Source organism: Cronobacter muytjensii ATCC 51329 (assembly GCF_001277195.1).
Lineage (GTDB): Bacteria > Pseudomonadota > Gammaproteobacteria > Enterobacterales > Enterobacteriaceae > Cronobacter > Cronobacter muytjensii.
In genome coordinates, this window is record NZ_CP012268.1 from 1,436,502 (window position 1) to 1,456,680 (window position 20,179).

A 20,179-nucleotide genomic window follows, 5' to 3' on the forward strand; every position below is an offset into this window, starting at 1 on the left:
GCGCAACAGCCCGGTTTCTCAGCGATAATCGCGGTTGAACGGCGGTTTAATGACCTGCGCCAGATGCTTAGGAGTATCCTGAAAGACGTAAAAGCAGTAGAGTGCAGTGTAAGAAAATTACAATGATGACCTGTCCCGACAGGGATTCCGAAACGAGGAGAAAGACATGGCGGTAACGCAAACAGCGCAGGCGTGCGACCTGGTAATTTTCGGCGCCAAAGGCGATCTGGCGCGCCGAAAACTGTTGCCTTCCCTTTATCAGCTCGAAAAAGCGGGGCAAATCCATCCTGAGACCCGCATTCTGGGAGTGGGCCGCGCGGACTGGGATAAAAAAGCCTATACCAAAGTCGTCCGTGAAGCGCTTGAAACCTTCATGAAAGAGAAAATCGACGAAACCCTGTGGGAAACGTTAAGCGGCCGTCTCGATTTCTGTAATCTCGACGTGAATGACACCGCCGCGTTTACCCGTCTTGGCGACATGCTCGATCAGAAGAACCGCGTCACCATTAACTATTTCGCGATGCCGCCCAGCACATTCGGCGCGATCTGCGACGGGCTGGGCGCGGCGAAGCTTAACGCCAAACCGGCGCGCGTCGTCATGGAAAAACCGCTCGGCACGTCGCTTGAAACCTCCCGCGAAATCAATGACCAGGTCGGTAAATATTTCGAAGAGTGCCAGGTTTACCGTATCGACCACTACCTTGGTAAAGAAACGGTGCTGAACCTGCTGGCGCTGCGCTTTGCCAACTCCCTGTTCGTCAACAACTGGGACAACCGCACTATCGATCACGTGGAAATCACCGTGGCCGAAGAGGTGGGTATCGAAGGCCGCTGGGGGTATTTCGATCAGGCGGGCCAGATGCGCGATATGATCCAAAACCACCTGCTGCAAGTCCTCTGCATGATCGCGATGTCGCCGCCGTCAGATCTGACCGCCGACAGCATTCGTGATGAAAAAGTGAAAGTACTGAAATCCCTGCGCCGGATCGATCGTACTAACGTGCGCGAGAAAACGGTGCGCGGCCAGTACACCGCCGGTTTCGCCCAGGGCAAAAAAGTGCCGGGCTATCTGGAAGAAGAGGGCGCGAACAAAACCAGCCATACCGAAACGTTTGTCGCTATCCGCGTGGATATCGACAACTGGCGCTGGGCGGGCGTGCCGTTCTACCTGCGCACTGGCAAACGTCTGCCGGCGAAGTGCTCTGAAGTCGTGGTCTATTTCAAAACCCCGGAACTCAACCTGTTTAAAGAGTCCTGGCAGGAGCTGCCGCAGAACAAGCTGACCATCCGCCTGCAGCCGGACGAGGGCGTGGATATCCAGGTGCTTAACAAAGTGCCGGGGTTGGATCACAAGCATAATCTGCAAACCACCAAGCTGGATCTGAGCTACTCCGAAACCTTCAACGAAAGCCATCTGGCGGACGCTTACGAGCGCCTGCTGCTGGAAACCATGCGCGGCATCCAGGCGCTGTTCGTGCGTCGTGATGAAGTGGAAGAGGCGTGGAAATGGGTCGACTCCATCACCGAAGCGTGGGCGGCGGACAACGATGCGCCGAAGCCGTATCAGGCGGGCACCTGGGGGCCTGTCGCGTCCGTGGCGATGATCACCCGCGATGGCCGTTCCTGGAGCGAATTCGAGTAATCCCCCGCGCCGGAGCGTTGTTACTTTACCGGTAACATGATCCGGAACACGAGTTGTGTAAAAAATTCCATTTTCAAGCCCCGTCTGGATTCACCAGCGGGGCTTTTTTCATTACACTGGCTGAAGCGATTTTGCTCCTGAGAGGCGCGGCTGGCGCGTGTACGTGAAAACCCTGCGGTGTTGCGCAACGCAAATCGGGCGGCCTCAGCAGATACCAGAGAGGAATTTTTATGCATCCTAAATTGTTACGGGTAACACAACGCATCTCCGAACGCTCCCGCGCCACGCGTGAAGCCTATCTGGCGCGCATTGAGCAGGCCAAAAGCCAGACCGTTCATCGCGCGAGCCTTGCCTGCGGTAACCTGGCCCACGGTTTCGCCGCCTGCCAGCCTGATGATAAAGCGGCGCTGAAAAGCATGCTGCGTAACAATATCGGCATTATCACCTCCTATAACGATATGCTCTCCGCGCACCAGCCTTACGAAAATTATCCTCAGCAGATCCGTGAGGCGCTGCACAGCGTCGGCGCCGTCGCGCAGGTCGCAGGCGGCGTACCGGCGATGTGCGACGGCGTCACCCAGGGCCAGGACGGTATGGAGCTGTCGCTGCTGAGCCGTGAAGTCATCGCCATGTCGGCGGCGGTGGGGCTTTCGCATAATATGTTCGACGGCGCGCTCTATCTCGGCGTATGCGACAAAATCGTGCCGGGGCTGGTGATGGCGGCGCTGTCGTTCGGGCATCTGCCCGCCGTATTTATTCCGTCCGGCCCCATGTCGAGCGGGCTGCCGAATAAAGAAAAAGTGCGCATCCGCCAGCTTTACGCTGAAGGCAAAGTGGATCGCACGGCGCTGCTGGAATCCGAGGCGGCCTCTTATCATGAACCGGGCACCTGTACCTTCTACGGCACCGCCAACACCAACCAGATGGTGATTGAATTTATGGGGATGCAGCTGCCGGGCTCCTCGTTTGTGCACCCGGACGCGCCGCTGCGCCGGGCGCTCACCGCCGCCGCCGCGCGTCAGGTAACGCGTCTTACCGGCAATGGCAACGCGTGGATGCCGCTTGGCAAACTGGTGGATGAAAAAGTGGTGGTGAACGGCATTGTGGCGCTGCTCGCGACCGGCGGTTCCACGAACCACACCATGCATCTGGTGGCGATGGCGCGCGCGGCGGGCATCATCATCAACTGGGACGACTTCTCGGAGCTCTCCGAGGCGGTGCCGCTGCTGGCGCGTCTTTACCCGAATGGCCCGGCGGATATCAACCACTTCCAGGCCGCAGGCGGCGTGCCGGTGCTGATGCGCGAGCTGCTGAAAGGCGGCCTGCTGCATGAGGATGTCAATACCGTGGCGGGCTTTGGGCTTGCGCGTTACACCCAGGAGCCGTGGCTCGACAACGGCGAACTCGCCTGGCGCGACGGGGCGCAAGCCTCGCTCGATAACGCCATTATCGCCACCATCGACAAGCCGTTTTCAGTGCATGGCGGCACCAAAGTGCTGAGCGGCAATCTGGGCCGTGCGGTCATGAAAACCTCCGCCGTACCAGCGGAAAACCAGGTGGTGGAAGCGCCTGCCGTGGTGTTCGAGAGCCAGCATGACGTTATGCCTGCCTTTGAAGCCGGGCTGCTGGATCGCGACTGTGTCGTGGTAGTAAGACATCAGGGGCCAAAAGCGAACGGTATGCCAGAATTACATAAACTTATGCCGCCGCTTGGTGTATTATTGGACCGCTGTTTCAAAATTGCATTGGTCACGGACGGTCGCCTTTCCGGCGCGTCGGGGAAAGTGCCTTCGGCCATCCATGTGACGCCTGAAGCTTACGACGGCGGCCTGCTCGCGAAAGTGCGCGACGGCGATATTATCCGCGTGAATGGCCAGACTGGCGAACTGACGCTGCTGGTGGATGACGCCGAGCTGGCGCGCCGCGAGCCGTACCACCCGGATCTCAGCGCCCAGCGCGTGGGAACGGGGCGCGAGCTGTTCGGCGCGCTGCGTGAAAAGCTGTCCGGGGCGGAGCAGGGCGCGACCTGCATCGATTTCTGACTATCAGGTGCGCAGGCGCGCACCTCACTTTTTAAAAATGGCGGGAGAGATCCACAGATGAAAAACTGGAAAACGAGTGCCGAGCAGATCCTGAAAAGCGGTCCGGTCGTGCCGGTGATTGTGATTAACAAGCTGGAGCATGCGGTCCCGATGGCGAAGGCGCTACTGGCAGGCGGCGTACGCGTACTGGAAGTGACCCTGCGCACCCCGTGCGCGATGGACGCTATCCGCGCTATCGCCAAAGACGTGCCGGAGGCCATCGTCGGCGCGGGCACCGTGCTCAACGCGCAGCAGTTGAAAGAAGTGACCGAAGCCGGCGCGCAGTTCGCCATCAGCCCTGGCCTTACCGAGCCGCTGCTGAAAGCCGCGACCGAAGGCGCTATCCCGCTGATCCCGGGCATCAGCACCGTGTCCGAGTTGATGCTGGGCATGGATTACGGCCTGAAAGAGTTCAAATTCTTCCCGGCGGAAGCGAACGGCGGCACCAAAGCGCTGCAGGCTATCGCAGGTCCGTTCTCCCAGGTGCGTTTCTGCCCGACCGGCGGCATCTCTCCGGCGAACTACCGCGACTACCTGGCGCTGAAAAGCGTGCTGTGCATCGGCGGCTCCTGGCTGGTGCCGGCGGACGCGATGGAAGCGGGCGACTGGGATCGCATCACGAAACTGGCTCGCGAAGCGGTGGAAGGCGCGCAGTAATATTGCGCCATGTGATACAAACGCGCCGCCTGAGAAGGCGGCGCGTTTTTTTTAGCCTTTAACCGCCACACTCGCGGCAGAAGCGTTGGCGCGCGCGACGGCGTCGTCAATCGTCTCGCCGGTAGCGAGCGCCACGCCGAGACGGCGAGTGCCATCAATTTCCGGCTTCCCGAACAGACGCAGCTGCAACCCCGCGCCGAGCGCGCCGGACAGCGCGCCAAATTTTACGTCGTCACTCTTGAGCGTCGGCAGGATCACCGCCGAGGCCGCGGGGCCATACTGGCGAATGCTGCCCACCGGCAGGCCGAGGAACGCGCGCACATGCAGCGCGAACTCGGAGAGATCCTGAGAGATTAGCGTCACCATGCCGGTATCGTGCGGGCGCGGCGACACTTCGCTGAACACCACCTCGTCGCCGCAGACAAACAGCTCCACGCCGAAAAGACCATAGCCGCCGAGCGCCTGCACCACCTTCTGCGCAATCTCTTGCGCGCGCGCCAGCGCCACATCACTCATCTGCTGCGGCTGCCAGGATTCGCGGTAGTCACCATCTTCCTGGCGATGGCCGATCGGCGCGCAGAAATGCACGCCGTCTGCGGCGCTAACGGTCAGCAGAGTGATTTCGAAATCGAATTTCACCACGCCTTCGACGATGACTTTGCCCGCGCCGGCGCGTCCGCCCTGCTGGGCGTACTGCCAGGCGGCATCCAGCGCATCGGCGCTGCGGATAACGCTCTGGCCTTTGCCGGAGGAGCTCATCACCGGTTTGACGATGCAGGGCAGGCCAATCTGCGAGACGGCCTCGCGAAACTGCGCCTCGTTGTCGGCGAAGCGATAGGCGGACGTCGGCAGCCCGAGCTCTTCCGCAGCGAGCCGACGAATGCCTTCACGGTTCATGGTCAGACGCGCGGCGCGCGCGGTCGGCACCACGCGCTGACCCTGCTCTTCAAGCTCGACGAGCGCGTCGGTGGCGATGGCTTCTATCTCCGGCACGATAAAATCCGGCATCTCCTGCGCCACCAGATTCTTCAGCGCCGCGCCGTCGAGCATATTAATAACGTGACTGCGGTGCGCCACCTGCATGGCAGGCGCATCGGCATAGCGGTCAACGGCGATCACTTCGATACCAAGACGCTGGCACTCAATCGCGACTTCTTTTCCCAGTTCCCCTGAACCGAGCAGCATCACGCGGGTTGCTGACGGGCGCAGAGCGGTTCCTAACATAGCCATAGCTGATTTCCTGCTGTGTGAAATTCTGGCGGCAGTATATACGAAAACGTTTGCTTTGCGCAGCGCGCGCCCGTTTGCTTTTCGTGCCTGACGGCGTTATACTGTATATAAATACAGTAACGGGAGTTGCATCATGGCGGTAGAAATTAAATACGTCGTAATCCGTGAGGGTGTGGAAAAAATGTCATTTGCCAGTAAAAAGGAAGCCGACGCCTGGGACAAAATGCTCGATTTAGCCGAAGCCCTGGAAGGCTGGCTGGAGCAGGCGCCTGTCGGTTTTGCGGAAGGTCAGGTTGAACAGCTGGCGCTGTGGATGGCGGAACAGAAAGACAACCTTAACACTATCGTGCGCACCGGGCGTCTGCCGCAGGAAACGAGCGAGCAAACCAACGACGCGGTACAGTCTCCTCAGGAAGACGCAGCTGAAGCTGACGAGGGCGCTGTCGCGCTGCACAGCGCGCGTAAACGCACCAAAGCGGCCTGATTCGCCCCTCCGCTGCGCCGCGGCCTGTCTCAGAGGTAGCGGTGCGGTTTTTGTACGTCGGGTCTTCGCGCCTGATGCTGCGCATTTGCTGAAGGCGGGGGCACGCTGAAAACAGGTATCGCTTAAAACAGGCGCACGGGTCATCATTCCTGCCTGTCGCCTGTCGCCTGTCGCCTGTCGCCTGTCGCCTGTCGCCTGTCGCCTGTCGCCTGTCGCCTGTCGCCTGTCGCCTGTCGCCTGTCGCCTGTCGCCTGTCGCCTGTCGCCTGTCGCCTGTCGCCCGCGCTCATAGCGCTTTTTTTTATCCCTTCCTTTTTTGTGGGCTGCTTGCGCTTCGCTGTTTTTGTACCAGACTTTTTTCATCACCCGTCTTCGGAGAAGCACGATGAAAAAAACAGCAGGAGCCCTGATTTCCTTAGCCTTACTCGCCGCCGTGAGCACGGCGCGCGCAGACGATCCGCGTCAGGTTCCATTCCCGAAATGCGAGGGCATGACGGCGGAAGGCATCGCCGCGAGCGTGAAGCGCGACTATCTGCAAAACCGCATTGTCAAATGGGCCGACGATCAGAAAACGCTGGGCCAGGCCGATCCGGTCGCCTGGATCAACAGCAAAGAGATAACCGGTAAAGATGACAAATGGTCAGTGCCGCTCACCGTGCGCGGGAAAAACACCGACATCCATTATCAGGTGAGGGTTGATTGTGCGGCAGGCCAGGCGCACTACCAGCACTGAGCCCCGGCGGCCCGCCATCTCGGGCCGCGTCTTTTCCCTTCCTTGCGGTTCCCGACACATCTTGACGTCCACTCGCTTACGCTTGGGTTATCACTAATCCGCGCAGAGGAACATTATGGGCAACTGGTTAACACAGCTTCAGTCAATGCTGGGGCAAAGCGGCGCAGGGTCATCATCCGGCGCGTCAGGGATTCAGGACGCGCTGCGCTCAAAGGGGTTAAATAAACTTCTCTCTCCCGGCGCGCTGGGCGGCCTGGCCGGGCTGCTGGTCGCGAGTAAATCATCGCGCAAGCTGCTGGCGAAATATGGCGGCGGCGCGCTGCTGGTCGGCGGCGGGGCGGTTGCCGGCACGGTACTGTGGAACAAGTACAAAGATAAAATCCGCGCGGCGCATCAGGATGAGCCGCAATATGGTCAGCAGCAGACGCCGATCGACAGACGCGCAGAGCGGTTAATTCTCGCGCTGGTATTCGCCGCCAAAAGCGACGGCCATATCGACGACAGCGAGCGCGCGGCGATTGAACGTCAGCTGCGCGACGCGGGCATTGAAGAACAGGGGCGTGTATTGGTGGAGCAGGCCATTAACCAGCCGCTCGACCCGATGCGTCTTGCCGCCGACGTGAAAAATGAAGAAGAAGCGCTGGAACTCTATTTCCTGAGCTGTGCGGCCATTGATATTGACCATTTTATGGAGCGCAGCTATTTGCAGGCGCTCGGCGACGCCCTGAAAATCCCGCAGGAGGTGCGCGAAGAGATCGAGCGTGACATCCAGCAGGAGAAAAAAGCGCTGCCGGGATAAGCAGATAATGCGATAAACAGGCATGTTTCGCTTGCAACGCGCGCGGGTTTTGCCACCCTTACAGTGTGTTAAACAAAAAGAACAGCGACATGCCACCGAAAGCGAAACCGATACCTTACGCCATGACCCGGCATGGCGACACCCGCATTGATAACTACTACTGGCTGCGTGACGACACGCGCTCGCAGCCGGAAGTGCTGGATTATCTGCACCAGGAAAATGACTACGGACGCCGCGTGATGTCCACCCAGAGCGCGCTGGAGGAACGGCTGCTCTCTGAAATGGTCAGCCGTATTCCCCCGCGCGACGTCTCTGCGCCCTATGTCAAAAATGGCTATCGTTACCGGCAGATCTATGAAACCGGCTGCGAATACGCCATCTATCAGCGCCAGTCGGTTATCCACAGCGAATGGGAAGAGTGGGACGTTCTGCTGGACGGCAATAAACGCGCCGCCCGTAGCGAATTCTACACGCTGGGCGGGATGGATATCGCGCCGGATAACCGTGTGATGGCGGTGGCGGAGGATTTTCTTTCCCGCCGCCAGTACGGGCTGCGCTTTCGCAATCTTGAAACCGGCCAGTGGTACCCGGAAGTGCTGGAGAACGTCTCGGCGAGTTTCGTCTGGGCGAACGACTCCCGCACGCTCTATTACGTGCGCAAACACCCGGTCACGCTGCTGCCGTATCAAATCTGGCGCCACACGCTCGATACTGCCGCCGACCAGGACGAACTGGTGTATGAAGAGAAAGACGAGACCTTCTACGTCAGCCTCTATAAGACCACCTCGCAAAATTTCATTCTGATTTTTCTCGGCAGCGCCACCACCACGGAGGTGCTGCTGGTCAACGCCGACCTGCCTGACGCGCCGCCGCTGAGTTTTCTGCCGCGCCGAAAGGATCACGAATACAGCGTCGATCACTTTCAGCATATGTTTTATATTCGCTCTAATCGCGCCGGGAAAAACTTCGGTTTGTACCGCAGCCGCGTGCGCGATGAGGCGCGCTGGGAAGAGATCATTGCGGCGCGCGAGCACATTATGCTGGAGGGGTTTACGCTCTTCGCCGACTGGCTGGTGGTGGAGGAGCGTCAGCGCGGCCTCACCAGCCTGCGGCAAATCAACCGCAAAACCCATGAGTCGCTCGGCATCGCTTTTGATGACCCCGCCTACGTGACGTGGGTCGCCTATAACCCGGAGCCGGAAACCTGCAAGCTGCGTTATGGCTACTCGTCAATGACCATGCCGGACACGCTCTTTGAGCTGAATATGGAAACCGGCGAGCGCCGCGTGCTTAAGCAGACCGAAGTGGCGGGCTTCGACGCCAGCAACTACCGCAGCGAACATCTGTGGATCACGGCGCGCGACGGGGTCGAGGTGCCGGTATCGCTGGTCTGGCACAAAGACCATTTCCGCGAAGGAAAAAATCCGCTGCTGGTTTACGGCTACGGCTCATACGGCACCTGTATCGACGCTGATTTCAGCGCCAGCCGCTTGAGCCTGCTGGACAGGGGTTTTGTCTACGCCATCGCCCATGTGCGCGGCGGGGGCGAGCTTGGCCAGCAGTGGTACGAAGAAGGAAAGTTCCTCAAGAAGAAAAACACCTTCAATGATTATCTGGACGTCTGCGATGCGCTGCTGGCGCAGGGCTATGGCGACCCGGATTATCTGTTCGGCATGGGCGGCAGCGCGGGCGGCATGTTGATGGGCACGGCGATTAACGAGCGCCCGGCGCTGTTTCGCGGCGTCATCGCCCAGGTGCCCTTTGTCGATGTGGTCACCACGATGCTTGATGAATCCATTCCTCTGACCACCGGCGAATTCGAAGAGTGGGGCAACCCGGCGGATGAAACCTTTTATCACTATATGAAAAGTTACAGCCCCTATGACCAGGTAAGCGCGCAGCGCTACCCGCACCTGCTGGTGACGACCGGCCTGCACGATTCACAGGTGCAGTACTGGGAGCCGGCAAAGTGGGTGGCGAAGCTGCGCGAGCTGAAAACTGACAATAACCTGCTGCTGCTCTGTACCGATATGGATTCCGGGCACGGCGGGAAGTCGGGACGCTTCAAATCGTATGAAGGGGTGGCGATGGAGTACGCCTTTCTGATTGGGCTGGCCCAGGGCACGCTGCCGCCGGACCCGCTTGTGGATTAATCGTTATCCAGGTAGTGCTTTAACGTCAGGCGCAGGTCGGGGTTGAGTTGCTTGACGTTATTGAGCATCCAGCGCAAATACCCCGGATCGCGCCCGGCGATCTCCGCCACCGGTTCGCCGCGGTATTTGCCGAACGGCAGTGTGACGATAAGCTGCGGGCGTCCGGTGATATTGACCATCTCCTCCGGCGTCCAGCCGGACACTTTCATGATCTCCAGCAACAGCGCTGCGGTGATGTAGCAGTCAAAGAGCGCGCGGTGATGATGCAGTCCCGGCGGCGTCTCCACCTGCAACTTGAGCGATTTATAGAGTCCCATATTGCTGTAGCGAATGCCCGGCCAGAGACGGCGCGCCAGCTTCACCGTGCAAATCCACTCACCGGGCATTTCGGGCAGCACTTTGCGATCAAAGCTCGCATTATGCGCCACATACCACGGGCTGCCGTGATAGCGCGGGATAATTTCCTCAATGTAAGGCTTATCCGCGACCATCGCCTCGGTGATCTTATGTATCGCCATCGCCTGATGGCTGATAGGGCGGTCCGGTCGCACCAGATCGCTCATCGGGTTGACGATAGCGCCGTCGATAATATCGACCGACGCCACTTCGACAACGCCGCCCTGCAGGCCGCAGGTTTCGGTATCAATAATCCGTAGCATATGCGCTCCGCCGGAAGGGAAAAACAGATGCCCGCCGTCATGTTGAAGAGGCGCGGCGGGCGAGGCAGAAAGCGGTTTATTTCACTTTCGGCTCGTAGGGCAGGCGAGAGAGGTTTACCGACGCCAGGCGATGCGCGATAAGGCGCTCGCGAAACCAGTCGCGCAAATGGGCAGGCTGTTCGCGCTCAACGGCTTCGGCGATGACCGGCATATTGTAGCGCTCTTTAAAAGCCACGCCGGAGGCCGCCAGATCGACGTTCACTTTATCCATCTCTTCCTGCGGAAGTTGGGCAAGGTTCTGGTTCATGGTGTGCTCCTGTTAATCGCCGTGAAGGTACTGCGCCGCGCGCCGGATGACAAGTCTTATGTGGCGGGAAATGCCCTCGCGGCTCGACTTGCTATCAGCGCAGGGGTATTCTTGCGCCTGATTTATAATAAAAAGGAATGATTCATATGGCACTGTTCGCCGCACGTTTTTGCCGTGCGCTGGCGCTTGTCGCCGCCGTTATGACCGCGCCTGGCGTCTGGGCGCATGCTCACCTCCAGCAGCAACAGCCCGCCGCGAACGCGACCGTCGCGACATCGCCCGAGGCGCTGACCTTAACGTTTTCCGAAGGCATCGAACCGGCGTTCAGCGGCGTGACGCTGACCGGCCCCGATGGCAAAACGATTAAAACCGGCGCGGTGAAACGTGCGCCAGACGACGACAAACAGCTGGTGGCCCCGCTGAGCGCGCCGCTGGCGAGTGGCGCATACCAGGTTCAGTGGCATGTGGTGTCGGTGGACGGCCATAAAACCAAAGGCAGCTACCGCTTTAGCGTGAAGTAACGTCGTGCTGGAATGGAGTTATGTGGCGCTGCGTTTCGCGCATGTGACAGCGCTGATGCTCGGCGCGGGCGGGGCGCTTTACACGGCGCTGTTGACGCCGGGCGCGCTCAGGCCGACGTTAGCGCGGGATTCACGCCGTCTGTGGCGCATCACGGCAGTGATAGCGGTAGCCGGTGCCGTCGCGATTTTCGCCGTGCAGGCGGGACTGATGGGCGATGGCCCGGCAGACAGCCTGCGTCAGGAAATCTGGCAGGCCATGTTATCGACTCGCTTTGGTGCCGTCTGGCTGTGGCAAATTGTCCTCGCGCTGGCAACGCTGCCGTGCGCGTTTTTGCTGCCGCGGCGCGGTGGGCTGCTGCTCGCGGCGTTCTGCGCGCAGCTGGCGCTGCTTGCAGGCGTCGGACACGGCGCGATGCACGAAGGGCTGACCGGCGCGCTCCAGCGGTTCTGCTACGCGCTGCATGTGCTGTGCGCGGCCTGGTGGTTCGGCGGTCTCTGGCCGCTGTTGCGGCTGATGTCTGTGGCGAAAGACGCCGCATGGCGTGCCGACGCCATTACCGCCATGATGCGCTTTTCGCGCTACGGGCATCTCGCGGTGGCGGGCGTTATCGCGACAGGCGTCGTTAACAGCGTGTTGATTCTCGGCGTCGCCTGGCCTGCTGACAGCGGCTATGTCCGTATGCTGGCGGTTAAAATCGCGCTGGTGGCGGTGATGGTGGCGACAGCCCTGGTTAACCGCTATGTTCTGGTGCCGAAATTTTCACGTCAGGCGACGGCGCAGCGCCGTTTTATCCTGATGACAAAACTGGAGGTGGCGCTCGGGACGCTGGTGCTGATAAGCGTCAGCCTGTTCGCCACCTGGGAACCTTTTTAACTGGTGAGAATAAAATGAAGAAATCGCTGCTTGCGCTGCTGATGCTCTCCTGTTCCGGCATGGCCCTCGCCGCGCCGCAGATTATCACGGTCAGCCGCTATGAAATCGGCAAAGACAAATGGGCGTTTAACCGAGAAGAGGTCATGCTCGCCTGCCGTCCGGGCAACGCGCTGTTTGCGATTAACCCGAGTACGCTAATGCAATATCCGCTGAACGATATTGCGGAAAAACAGCTGGCGCAGGGCAAAGTGACGGGACAGCCGATCGCGGTCATCCAGATTGACGATCCGGCGCATCCGGGCCAGAAGATGAGCCTCGCACCGTTTATCGAGCGTGCGCAAAAGCTCTGCTGATCCCGCCAGAGATAAAAAAACCGCAGCATTCCAGGCCGAATGCTGCGGTTTTTCGTTTTTATTGACGTTTCAGGCGCTTTTTACCACGACTTTCGGCGCGGACTGGAAAAGCTGCTGTCGTCATCTATTCTTAAATGGCAAGGCGACTGAGCCTGCATTAATGCCAACTTTTAGCGCACGGCTCTCTCCCAAGAGCCATTTCCCTGGACCGAATACAGGAATCGTATTCGGTCTTTTTTTATCCTGAGAAAAGGCAGCGCGTCTATCCATAACTTCCGCTTTACCTTTCTGCTTCAACCATAACACAGGCTGCGGTATAAACGTCCAGGCTTTTTTATCGCCAGTGCAAAAAGCATCATGCGCAGGGTGAAGAGCCGTTTAAGGCCGCCTGCGCACAGGGGCGTGCTGGCGTCTGTGTCCCTGCATCCGCGCATGGCCATTTCCCCACCAATTCTGGTGGATCGGTATAAACGAACCGGTAGCAGACTAAGGAGTGGGTTATATTGAGAGAAGGAAAACAAGGAGTTAATCCCGATGAATCCTTTTATCTATGTATTTGGCCTGATCCTGACGCTTGATGCGCTACGTGAAATGGCCGGCGCCGCTTCCGTGCTGGGGCTTTGGTAAACCGGCCTGACGCGAGTCGCCTATTTGTCGTGCTTGCGGCTGAAGAGCCAAATCATAAAGATGGCCGCGACGACACAGCCGATGAAACTGACGATAGCTTCGTGAGTAAAAATGGTCACAGGACACCTCCCGACGTTGCTTACCTTAAGCATAGAACATCCTTAGTAGAGTAAGCGTCCCGACACGAATTAAAGGGATCACTGTAAGGCTTTTTTGTGCCGTTTAGTTACAACATACTTTTAATGATGCGCACCGGTGCCGGGCGGGGCGTTGACGCCGCAAGCGCCTGACAACGCGCTAACGCCGCCGGTGCAGCGCTATACTTGCCTGATAACCAGAGGAGCAGGCGATGTATCAGCGAATCGACGGCGCGGCCTGGCGGCGCATTTATATCGTGGGCGATTTACACGGCTGTCTGGCGCTGCTTGTCAGCGCGCTGAAGGCCGAGCGGTTTGATCCGCGCGTCGACGCGCTGATTTCGGTGGGCGACCTTATCGATCGCGGCCCCGACAGCCCAGGTTGCCTGGCGCTTATCGGTAAGCGCTGGTTTTTCGCGGTGCGCGGTAATCATGAAGCGATGGCGCTGGAGGCGCTGGAAACCGGCGACGGGGCGCTGTGGGCAGTGAACGGAGGGAACTGGTATTTCGCGCTTGGCGACAGCGCGCAGGGTGAGGTTAACGCGCAGCTGGCGCGAGCGCGAGAGTTGCCACTGATAATAGAGATACGAAGCGGCGCACGTACGCTGGTGGTGGCGCACGCCGATTACCCGTCGTCGCGCTATGCGTGGCAGCAGCCGCTGGATACGCATGCGGTGGTCTGGAGCCGGGCGCGAGTTCATCGCCTGCAGGCGGGAGGAGAGGAGCATATCTACGGCGCAGACGCGTTTTATTTCGGCCATACGCCGCTGCGCGAACCGCTCGTCAGGGGGAATCTGCATTACATTGATACCGGCGCGGTCTTCGGCAACCCGCTGACGCTTATTCGGGTACAGTGATTAAAAATCGCTGTAGTCCTGTGCGGGGCGCCAGAAACCATCAATAAAATCTTCTACCGGGTAACAGCCGCCGTGACGCATCCGCTGCTCATCCATCGCTTTCAGGCACTGCTGTTCAGAATTGTACACATCCACGACGATATCATCGCAACCGCCATCCAGATAACAAACAAATAAAACCAGAGCGAACATGGCGTCCTCTGAGTGACAACGTTTGTCATAAGTGTAGGGGAAGCAGGCGGGAAGGGAAAACCGAAGGTTCTTAATAAATAACCCGCCTTCAGCGACGGGTTCTTTTTGAATCAGGCAAGACGCATGATCCAGGCATCAGCTTGTTGATCGTAATGTTCGCGGTATAGCACGGAGTGTTCGCCGTTGAGTACAGCCGGAATACTGGTTTCGGCATCCCAGGCATCAAGCTGCATGCAGAGATCCGGGTCGGATTTGCAGGGGATACTCAGCTTGCGCTCGCCGGGCGCGTTGCCGTGCAGCTCTGCATCATCAATCTCGAACGTACCGATTTTAACGCTGGTTTTTGACATAACGCTCTCCCTCAGACAGTACACAGGTGGTATGACCAGTCAGGCCCCACTTTTAGCATAGTCAAAAGCGCAGGAAATGCCAAAAACTCAGCGATGATTTTTTGTTCGCCTTATACGGGCGTTGCGAACAGCACGCCGTCGCGCACCAGCTCGCGCGGATAACTGTTCTTGAGCCGGCTACCGACTTTTTTCGCAAGGCCCAACGGCTGGCGCTGGAAGGTGACGATGACGTCATCAGCATCCGGCGGTGTCTGCGGCCAGACATCGCGCCCGCGATACCACTCCTGCGCCTCTTCGGCGGTGAGCTCAAACGCGAGCGGGTTATCGCTCCCGGCAAGCGCCACCACAGCCTCATGCTGCCAGCGGTACCCTTTATTATGGACCTCAGCCAGCCGAACGCCAGTGCGTGAGAATCGTACCTTGCCGATAAACGGCGTGAACGCCTGCGGGAACAGCCAGATCTCTTTATCACGCTGCCACAGGGCCAGCGTCTCATCCCAGACCAGCCCCACCTTGCCAGCCGCCGCGATGACCGCCTGCGCCTCGCGGGTTTTCATCGGGGCAAAAGGGAAAGCGCCGACTTTATAGGTCGGCGCGGGCAGCGGCGCGACCGGGGCGGTTTTACGCAGCCGCGCGACAAAAAAGCCTTCGCAGTCGTAAATCTGCGGAAAGACGTGCAGGAAACCCTCATCGGTCAGCGCCGCCTCCGCGCCGGGGAATAGCCCCTCAAGCGAGAGTATCTCCACCGCCTGCGGATAGCGCGCCAGCAGCCAGCGCACCGTTTGCTGATTTTCTTCGCGGTTCAGCGTGCAGGTGGAATAAACCAGCGTGCCGCCGGGCGCGAGCGCGTGAAACGCGCTGTCGATAAGCTCGCGCTGGGTAGCGGCAATCTCCTGATTGCTTTGTGGCGACCAGTTGCGCAGCGCGTCCGGATCTTTTCTTACCACGCCTTCGCCGGAGCAGGGCGCGTCAAGAAGGATCGCGTCGAACTGTTCAGGGAGCGCGGCGCCGAAAACGCGCCCGTCAAAGTGAGTGAGGCCGACGTTGCGGATGCCGCAGCGGCTGATATTGGCATGCAGCACTTTGACCCGGCTCGCGGAATATTCATTGGCGAGTATAAAACCCTGGTTTTGCATCAGCGCGGCGATTTGAGTGGTTTTCGAGCCCGGCGCGGCGGCGACATCCATGACCCGTGCGGGCGTGTTGCCGTCGGCGAAGAGCGCCGCCACCGGCAGCATGGAGCTTGCTTCCTGAATATAAAACTGACCGCTTAAATGTTCGGCGGTACTGCCAAGCGGCAGCGCCTCGTCGTCATCACGCTCTATCCAGAAACCTTCCGCGCACCAGGGCACCGGCGTCAGTTGCCACCCATAGGGGGCGACCTGCGCGAGAAACGCCTCGACGCTGATTTTGAGCGTGTTAACGCGAATGCTGCGGCGCAGCGGGCGCTGGCAGGCAGCGATGAAATCGTCCATCGCAAGCCCTGCGGGCATCGCATCACGCATAACATCAAGAAAAGCCTCAGGAAGGCAGACAGAACCGGATTGCGCCACAGCACACCTCAGCGGGCAGAAAAAGAGGGCGCGAAGTGTAGCACAAACGCCCCGGCGTGACACCGGGGCGCTGGCGTTAACGAGGCAGGGCAGTCCCCCACTGGCGCCACTCTTTCGGCTCGCTGTCCTGCAACAGGAAGTGCTTACCGGCCTGCGCTTTCGGCGCGACTGGCGTCTGTGGCGGGGTGGCGAACGCGATGCCGCCGCGAATGAACTGGTTAAACGTGCCGGTTTTCACCACGCCGCCTACCAGCCCGAAGTTCAGGCTGTAGCCGGAGGCGAGCCAGAACACGGAGTTTTCACGAACCAGATGCTGATAACGCTTGCTGATACGCATCGACACCATTACGCGATCAGAGAGGCTGCCAAGCGACATGCCGGTGACCGTGCCCACTTCGATGCCGCGGAACAGCACCGGCGTGCCGATGTTCAGCGAACCCGCTTCAGGGGCTTCCACCACAATGCTCAGGCCGTCGAGATAGCGAGAGTCCGTGATCGTCGCTTCCTGCAACTCAAAGCTACGGCGGCCCGGCCCGCGTCCCGGCTCGACGTTAATATAGGGCTGCAGGATGGTGTCGAGGTTTTCGACGCCCGCGGCGGAGATTTGCGGCGTCACCACCGAGAATCGCGTGCCGGCGCGCGCGAAGGTGTTAACGTATTCGGGGTAGAGCACCGCCGTCGCCTGCACCTCGTTGCGCTCGGTAATGAGCTTCAGCGACTCAATCTGGCCAATGTTGATACCGAGATAGCGAATGGGCATACCCGCCGCGATTTTCCCGGCGTCAAAGGCGTGCAGGGTTATCTGGCTGCCCACTGCGCGGGCGGCGGTCTCTGACGGATAGAGCGTGCGCTTATCTTTTTCGCCAAGGCCCGCACCCGCGCCATTAAGATTATCGAAGCTGATGGCGCCTTTAAGCGCGCGGGAGAGCGGCGAGGCCTGCACCGTCAGTCCGCTGCCGTTCAACTGCACTTTCGCGCCGCCCTCGGCCCAGAAGACGCTGTTCGGCGTGAGGAGTTTGCGATACTCCGGCTTAATATGCACTTCGATATCAAACGCGTTGGCGCGCGGGCGCACGGTGATGACTTCGCCCACTTCAAACTTACGATACAGCACGACCGAGCCCGCCTGTACGTCCGGCAGGCTTTCGGCGGTGAGCGTCAGCGTCGTGGTCGGCAGATCGCTCAGGCTGTTCTCCACCGCTTTTTCCAGATTGGCGTAGAGCGGATAATCGTCTTTCATCTCGCCTTTTTCGCCCGGCAGCACACGAATGCCGCCGCTCAGCCATTCGCTGGCGCTGGCGCCGAGAAACTCGACGCCGTCGAGGCCGACTTTGACATCCACGCGGCTGTTCACCACAAACTTGCTGTCGCCTTTCACCAGATCGCGATATTGCGGATCAATAGCGACGGAGAAGCTGACGCCTTTGGCATTCAGCGAGCGCTCCAGCACCTGGCCTATCTGAATGCCGTGCAGGATAACCGGCTGTCCGGCGTCGATGCCGTAGCTCTCCGGCGCATGCAGCGTCAGGGTCAACACGCCAGGCTTTTGCAGCGGGGTTTTGTCATCCGGCAACACCACAAAATGGTTGCGCGGCTGGCCTTCGCCCGGTACCAGTTCCAGCGTACTGCCAGTCAGCAGCGTGCTGATTTCCGGATTATTAAGCGAGAGTTTCGGGCTGTGCATCTCAATGCGCGTGCCGTCGCGCAGCAGATTGACGACGCTCGGGTCGACGGTCAGCTCGCCGGTGACCGCGCCGCCTGGGTTGAGATTGAGTTTAGTCAGCGTACCTACTTCAAGGCCCTGATACATTAGCGGCGTGGAATTTTCCTTCAGCCCCTGGCCGCCAGGTAAATCGAGTTTCACGAGTACACCGCGCTGGCTGTGGGCAAGATCTTCATACAACCCGAACGTGTCGTTCTGGTCGGCGTGGGCGGAGTCCGCCGGCGAGTCAAAGGCGATAGCCCCGTTGACCAGCGCCGCCAGGCTCTCCAGCTCCACTTTGGCGCCGCTCAGCCCGATGTTGGTTTTCACGCCCGAGACGTTCCAGAAACGGCTGCCTTTTTTCACCAGATTGGTGAAGCGACGTTCGATGATAACGTCAATGGTCACACCCTGTTTGTCGGTGTTAATCGAGTAGTCATAAACCCGCCCGACCGGGATTTTGCGGTAATAGACCAGCGAGCCGCTGTTCAGCGAGCCGAGATCCGGCGCGTGTAGATGAATCATCAACTCGCCCGTGTTAAGCCGGTATTTGGGCTGGGTATCGAGCGCGCGGAAGTGGTCGCGCGGCTCGCCTTCGCCCGGCATCATGCCGATGTAGTTGCCGCCGACCAGCGCGTCCAGCCCTGAGACGCCTGCAAGCGACGCTTTCGGCGTCACCAGCCAGAATTGCGTCTGATCGCGCAGGGCGTCTTTCATATCACTTTTAATACTGACCGTGACTTCGATTTTATTCAGGTCATCGCTCAGGCGGATATCCTGAACGGTGCCGACCTCGACGCCCTGATAGCGCACCGGTGTGCGCCCGGCGACGATCCCGTCGGCGGACATGAAATCGATAGTGACGGTTGTGCCTCGCTCCTCATAGGTTGTCCAGATAAGCCAGCCCGCAATCAGCAAAGCGATAACGGGCAGTAACCAGAACGGAGAGATGCGACGTTTTGTTTTAATTCGCGCTTCAGTCTGTGAAGCGGGCGTTTCCTGACTCATGTGCGTCCCAAAGTAAGCGGCTGTCCAGCCATTCAACAGCAAGAATAGTCAAAATCACCGCTGCGCCGAAATAAAACGCAGCCGGCCCCATGACAAACGACAACAGCTGATCGCGGTTGACCAGCGACATCGTAAGAGAAATCACAAACAGATCGAGCATCGACCAGCGGCCAATCCAGGCCACCAGTCGCAGCATCAGAATGCGCGTACGCAGCCCCTGCTGGCATTTGAAATGGATACTCACCAGCAGCGTCAGCAGCACCAGCACTTTGGTAAAGGGCACCAGAATACTGGCAATGAACACTACGGCCGCCACCAGAATGTTGCTCTGCGCCAGCGAGACGATGCCTGACATGATCGTATCTTCCTGGCGCGCGCCGTTGATATAGATAATGGAGATCGGCAGCAGGTTGGCGGGCAGCAGAAAGACCATCGAGGCAATCAGCGCCGCCCAGCATTTTTGCAGGCTCTGACGGCGGCGGCGGCGCAGGGGAATGTGGCAGCGCGAGCAGCGACCGCGTTTATCCGGCACGCCGGTGTAATGGCAGCCCAGACAGACGCGGAGATCCTCGTGGTAGCGGGTGGCGGGGCGCTGCGGGTAAAACCGTTCCCAGAGTTGTTCCACATTAAGATGAATCAGCGTCATCACGCTCAGCACCACCAGCGCCACAAATGCCAGCAGCCCGATCCCCGGCTCAAGCCAGGCGTATTCGCGCACCTTGATAGATGCGACGCCGATGCCCACCAGATAGATATCGAGCATCACCCATTCGCGCAACCGCTCCAGCATCAGAAGCACCGGCCGCAGGTTCATGCCGAGGATATTGCCAAACCAGAGATACGCGATGGCGGCCACCAGCGTGGCGGGCGCGCCAACCGCGCAAAACAGTACCATCGCGGCGGTGATGGTGTCGCCCTGACGGGTCATCTGCCAGATGCCCTGAAAGAGATTAGCGTCGATGCGCGTGCCGAGCAGGTAGAGACGCAGCAATGGCTCGCTGTAAGCAAACGGCATCAGCAGCAGCATTGTTATCGCCATTGCCGCCAGCCGGGTGAGCGACCAGTCGCGCCCGTCGCGGATTTTCGCGTCGCAACGCGGGCAGTGCGCGGTCTGGTTGGACTTGACCACAGGCAGCATAAAAAGGATATCGCATTGCGGACAACGCTGATAATGTTCCATCGGCAACGGCTCGCCGATGGCGTGAATGGTCAGTTTTTTGCCAGGAGAAAGCTGTTGGGTTTTGAGTGCCATGTGCGAAGC

General features: G+C 59.4%; 21 protein-coding genes. 12 read left to right on the forward strand and 9 right to left on the reverse strand.

Annotated elements, in window-relative coordinates:
- Positions 1–166: 166 nt before the first annotated feature.
- From zwf to AFK63_RS06680, 3 genes are all read left to right on the forward strand, one after another.
- Positions 167–1,642, forward strand: a complete 1,476-nt coding sequence (gene zwf, locus AFK63_RS06670) for a glucose-6-phosphate dehydrogenase (protein WP_038862380.1) — start codon at positions 167–169, stop codon at positions 1,640–1,642.
- A 230-nt stretch (positions 1,643–1,872) separates the two neighbouring features.
- Positions 1,873–3,684 carry a phosphogluconate dehydratase gene (gene edd / locus AFK63_RS06675; protein ID WP_038862381.1) on the forward strand — a complete coding sequence of 604 codons (1,812 nt, stop codon included), beginning with the start codon at positions 1,873–1,875 and terminating at the stop codon, positions 3,682–3,684.
- Positions 3,685–3,741: 57 nt separating this feature from the next.
- Positions 3,742–4,380 carry a bifunctional 4-hydroxy-2-oxoglutarate aldolase/2-dehydro-3-deoxy-phosphogluconate aldolase gene (locus tag AFK63_RS06680; RefSeq protein ID WP_038862382.1) on the forward strand — a complete coding sequence of 213 codons (639 nt, stop codon included), beginning with the start codon at positions 3,742–3,744 and terminating at the stop codon, positions 4,378–4,380.
- A 51-nt stretch (positions 4,381–4,431) separates the two neighbouring features.
- Here the strand turns inward: AFK63_RS06680 and purT are convergent, their stop codons facing one another.
- A complete protein-coding gene (gene purT, locus AFK63_RS06685; protein WP_038862383.1) occupies positions 4,432–5,610 on the reverse strand; it encodes a formate-dependent phosphoribosylglycinamide formyltransferase in 1,179 nt (392 codons plus the stop codon).
- A gap of 133 nt (positions 5,611–5,743) precedes the next feature.
- On the opposite strand from purT, the gene AFK63_RS06690 reads away from it, so the two are divergent.
- Positions 5,744–6,094 (forward strand): YebG family protein, encoded by a 351-nt coding sequence (locus tag AFK63_RS06690; protein WP_038862384.1) that lies wholly within the window; start codon positions 5,744–5,746, stop codon positions 6,092–6,094.
- 143 nt (positions 6,095–6,237) lie between these two features.
- On the opposite strand, the gene AFK63_RS21005 is transcribed toward AFK63_RS06690, so the two are convergent.
- A complete protein-coding gene (locus AFK63_RS21005; protein ID WP_144420892.1) occupies positions 6,238–6,456 on the reverse strand; it encodes a hypothetical protein in 219 nt (72 codons plus the stop codon).
- A gap of 22 nt (positions 6,457–6,478) precedes the next feature.
- Here AFK63_RS21005 and yebF point away from each other — a divergent pair, with 22 nt between their 5' ends.
- The 3 genes from yebF (at position 6,479) to ptrB (ending at position 9,778) form a co-directional block, all read left to right on the forward strand.
- On the forward strand, positions 6,479–6,826 hold the full coding sequence (yebF, locus tag AFK63_RS06700) for a protein YebF (protein WP_038862387.1): 348 nt from the start codon (positions 6,479–6,481) through the stop codon (positions 6,824–6,826).
- A gap of 115 nt (positions 6,827–6,941) precedes the next feature.
- The gene (locus tag AFK63_RS06705) at positions 6,942–7,625 is read left to right on the forward strand and encodes a tellurite resistance TerB family protein (protein WP_038862389.1); all 684 of its coding nucleotides are present in this window, start codon (positions 6,942–6,944) and stop codon (positions 7,623–7,625) included.
- An 89-nt stretch (positions 7,626–7,714) separates the two neighbouring features.
- Positions 7,715–9,778 (forward strand): oligopeptidase B, encoded by a 2,064-nt coding sequence (gene ptrB / locus AFK63_RS06710; RefSeq protein ID WP_038862390.1) that lies wholly within the window; start codon positions 7,715–7,717, stop codon positions 9,776–9,778.
- On the opposite strand, the gene exoX is transcribed toward ptrB, so the two are convergent.
- The gene (gene exoX, locus AFK63_RS06715; RefSeq protein ID WP_038862391.1) at positions 9,775–10,437 is read right to left on the reverse strand and encodes an exodeoxyribonuclease X; all 663 of its coding nucleotides are present in this window, start codon (positions 10,435–10,437) and stop codon (positions 9,775–9,777) included. The genes ptrB and exoX overlap by 4 nt on opposite strands.
- Before the next feature lie 76 nt (positions 10,438–10,513).
- Positions 10,514–10,744, reverse strand: a complete 231-nt coding sequence (locus AFK63_RS06720) for a DNA polymerase III subunit theta (RefSeq protein WP_007734209.1) — start codon at positions 10,742–10,744, stop codon at positions 10,514–10,516.
- Positions 10,745–10,890: 146 nt separating this feature from the next.
- Between AFK63_RS06720 and yobA the strand changes: the two genes are divergently transcribed.
- From yobA to AFK63_RS06740, 5 genes are all read left to right on the forward strand, one after another.
- Positions 10,891–11,265 (forward strand): CopC domain-containing protein YobA, encoded by a 375-nt coding sequence (gene yobA, locus AFK63_RS06725; protein WP_038862392.1) that lies wholly within the window; start codon positions 10,891–10,893, stop codon positions 11,263–11,265.
- Positions 11,266–11,269: 4 nt separating this feature from the next.
- Positions 11,270–12,139, forward strand: a complete 870-nt coding sequence (gene copD / locus AFK63_RS06730; RefSeq protein WP_038862393.1) for a copper homeostasis membrane protein CopD — start codon at positions 11,270–11,272, stop codon at positions 12,137–12,139.
- 14 nt (positions 12,140–12,153) lie between these two features.
- Positions 12,154–12,492 (forward strand): YebY family protein, encoded by a 339-nt coding sequence (locus AFK63_RS06735; protein ID WP_038862394.1) that lies wholly within the window; start codon positions 12,154–12,156, stop codon positions 12,490–12,492.
- A gap of 534 nt (positions 12,493–13,026) precedes the next feature.
- The gene (locus AFK63_RS21605; RefSeq protein WP_217348513.1) at positions 13,027–13,119 is read left to right on the forward strand and encodes a KPN_01571 family protein; all 93 of its coding nucleotides are present in this window, start codon (positions 13,027–13,029) and stop codon (positions 13,117–13,119) included.
- Positions 13,120–13,468: 349 nt separating this feature from the next.
- Positions 13,469–14,113 carry a metallophosphoesterase gene (locus AFK63_RS06740; RefSeq protein WP_038862396.1) on the forward strand — a complete coding sequence of 215 codons (645 nt, stop codon included), beginning with the start codon at positions 13,469–13,471 and terminating at the stop codon, positions 14,111–14,113.
- On the opposite strand, the gene AFK63_RS06745 is transcribed toward AFK63_RS06740, so the two are convergent.
- The 5 genes from AFK63_RS06745 to yebS form a co-directional block, all read right to left on the reverse strand.
- On the reverse strand, positions 14,114–14,305 hold the full coding sequence (locus AFK63_RS06745) for a YdfD/YebW family protein (protein WP_038862398.1): 192 nt from the start codon (positions 14,303–14,305) through the stop codon (positions 14,114–14,116). It abuts the gene before it with no gap.
- A 110-nt stretch (positions 14,306–14,415) separates the two neighbouring features.
- Positions 14,416–14,655, reverse strand: a complete 240-nt coding sequence (locus AFK63_RS06750) for a YebV family protein (protein WP_007698851.1) — start codon at positions 14,653–14,655, stop codon at positions 14,416–14,418.
- A 110-nt stretch (positions 14,656–14,765) separates the two neighbouring features.
- Positions 14,766–16,160, reverse strand: coding sequence for a 16S rRNA (cytosine(1407)-C(5))-methyltransferase RsmF (gene rsmF, locus AFK63_RS06755; protein ID WP_236613097.1), 1,395 nt, complete (start codon positions 16,158–16,160; stop codon positions 14,766–14,768).
- A 124-nt stretch (positions 16,161–16,284) separates the two neighbouring features.
- Positions 16,285–18,918 carry a PqiB family protein gene (locus tag AFK63_RS06760; RefSeq protein WP_038862400.1) on the reverse strand — a complete coding sequence of 878 codons (2,634 nt, stop codon included), beginning with the start codon at positions 18,916–18,918 and terminating at the stop codon, positions 16,285–16,287.
- On the reverse strand, positions 18,887–20,170 hold the full coding sequence (yebS, locus tag AFK63_RS06765; RefSeq protein WP_038862401.1) for a membrane integrity lipid transport subunit YebS: 1,284 nt from the start codon (positions 20,168–20,170) through the stop codon (positions 18,887–18,889). The genes AFK63_RS06760 and yebS overlap by 32 nt, the downstream gene beginning before the upstream one ends.
- Positions 20,171–20,179: the final 9 nt, after the last annotated feature.

What these genes read in the sequence shown, in the direction of transcription:
- zwf (WP_038862380.1), top strand. Translation starts at nt 167, where the DNA reads ATGGCGGTAACGCAAACAGCGCAGGCGTGCGACCTGGTAATTTTCGGC.
- edd (WP_038862381.1), top strand. Translation starts at nt 1,873, where the DNA reads ATGCATCCTAAATTGTTACGGGTAACACAACGCATCTCCGAACGCTCC.
- AFK63_RS06680 (WP_038862382.1), top strand. Translation starts at nt 3,742, where the DNA reads ATGAAAAACTGGAAAACGAGTGCCGAGCAGATCCTGAAAAGCGGTCCG.
- purT (WP_038862383.1), bottom strand. Translation starts at nt 5,610, where the DNA reads ATGGCTATGTTAGGAACCGCTCTGCGCCCGTCAGCAACCCGCGTGATG.
- AFK63_RS06690 (WP_038862384.1), top strand. Translation starts at nt 5,744, where the DNA reads ATGGCGGTAGAAATTAAATACGTCGTAATCCGTGAGGGTGTGGAAAAA.
- AFK63_RS21005 (WP_144420892.1), bottom strand. Translation starts at nt 6,456, where the DNA reads ATGAAAAAAGTCTGGTACAAAAACAGCGAAGCGCAAGCAGCCCACAAA.
- yebF (WP_038862387.1), top strand. Translation starts at nt 6,479, where the DNA reads ATGAAAAAAACAGCAGGAGCCCTGATTTCCTTAGCCTTACTCGCCGCC.
- AFK63_RS06705 (WP_038862389.1), top strand. Translation starts at nt 6,942, where the DNA reads ATGGGCAACTGGTTAACACAGCTTCAGTCAATGCTGGGGCAAAGCGGC.
- ptrB (WP_038862390.1), top strand. Translation starts at nt 7,715, where the DNA reads ATGCCACCGAAAGCGAAACCGATACCTTACGCCATGACCCGGCATGGC.
- exoX (WP_038862391.1), bottom strand. Translation starts at nt 10,437, where the DNA reads ATGCTACGGATTATTGATACCGAAACCTGCGGCCTGCAGGGCGGCGTT.
- AFK63_RS06720 (WP_007734209.1), bottom strand. Translation starts at nt 10,744, where the DNA reads ATGAACCAGAACCTTGCCCAACTTCCGCAGGAAGAGATGGATAAAGTG.
- yobA (WP_038862392.1), top strand. Translation starts at nt 10,891, where the DNA reads ATGGCACTGTTCGCCGCACGTTTTTGCCGTGCGCTGGCGCTTGTCGCC.
- AFK63_RS06735 (WP_038862394.1), top strand. Translation starts at nt 12,154, where the DNA reads ATGAAGAAATCGCTGCTTGCGCTGCTGATGCTCTCCTGTTCCGGCATG.
- AFK63_RS21605 (WP_217348513.1), top strand. Translation starts at nt 13,027, where the DNA reads ATGAATCCTTTTATCTATGTATTTGGCCTGATCCTGACGCTTGATGCG.
- AFK63_RS06740 (WP_038862396.1), top strand. Translation starts at nt 13,469, where the DNA reads ATGTATCAGCGAATCGACGGCGCGGCCTGGCGGCGCATTTATATCGTG.
- AFK63_RS06745 (WP_038862398.1), bottom strand. Translation starts at nt 14,305, where the DNA reads ATGTTCGCTCTGGTTTTATTTGTTTGTTATCTGGATGGCGGTTGCGAT.
- AFK63_RS06750 (WP_007698851.1), bottom strand. Translation starts at nt 14,655, where the DNA reads ATGTCAAAAACCAGCGTTAAAATCGGTACGTTCGAGATTGATGATGCA.
- rsmF (WP_236613097.1), bottom strand. Translation starts at nt 16,160, where the DNA reads ATGCGTGATGCGATGCCCGCAGGGCTTGCGATGGACGATTTCATCGCT.
- AFK63_RS06760 (WP_038862400.1), bottom strand. Translation starts at nt 18,918, where the DNA reads ATGAGTCAGGAAACGCCCGCTTCACAGACTGAAGCGCGAATTAAAACA.
- yebS (WP_038862401.1), bottom strand. Translation starts at nt 20,170, where the DNA reads ATGGCACTCAAAACCCAACAGCTTTCTCCTGGCAAAAAACTGACCATT.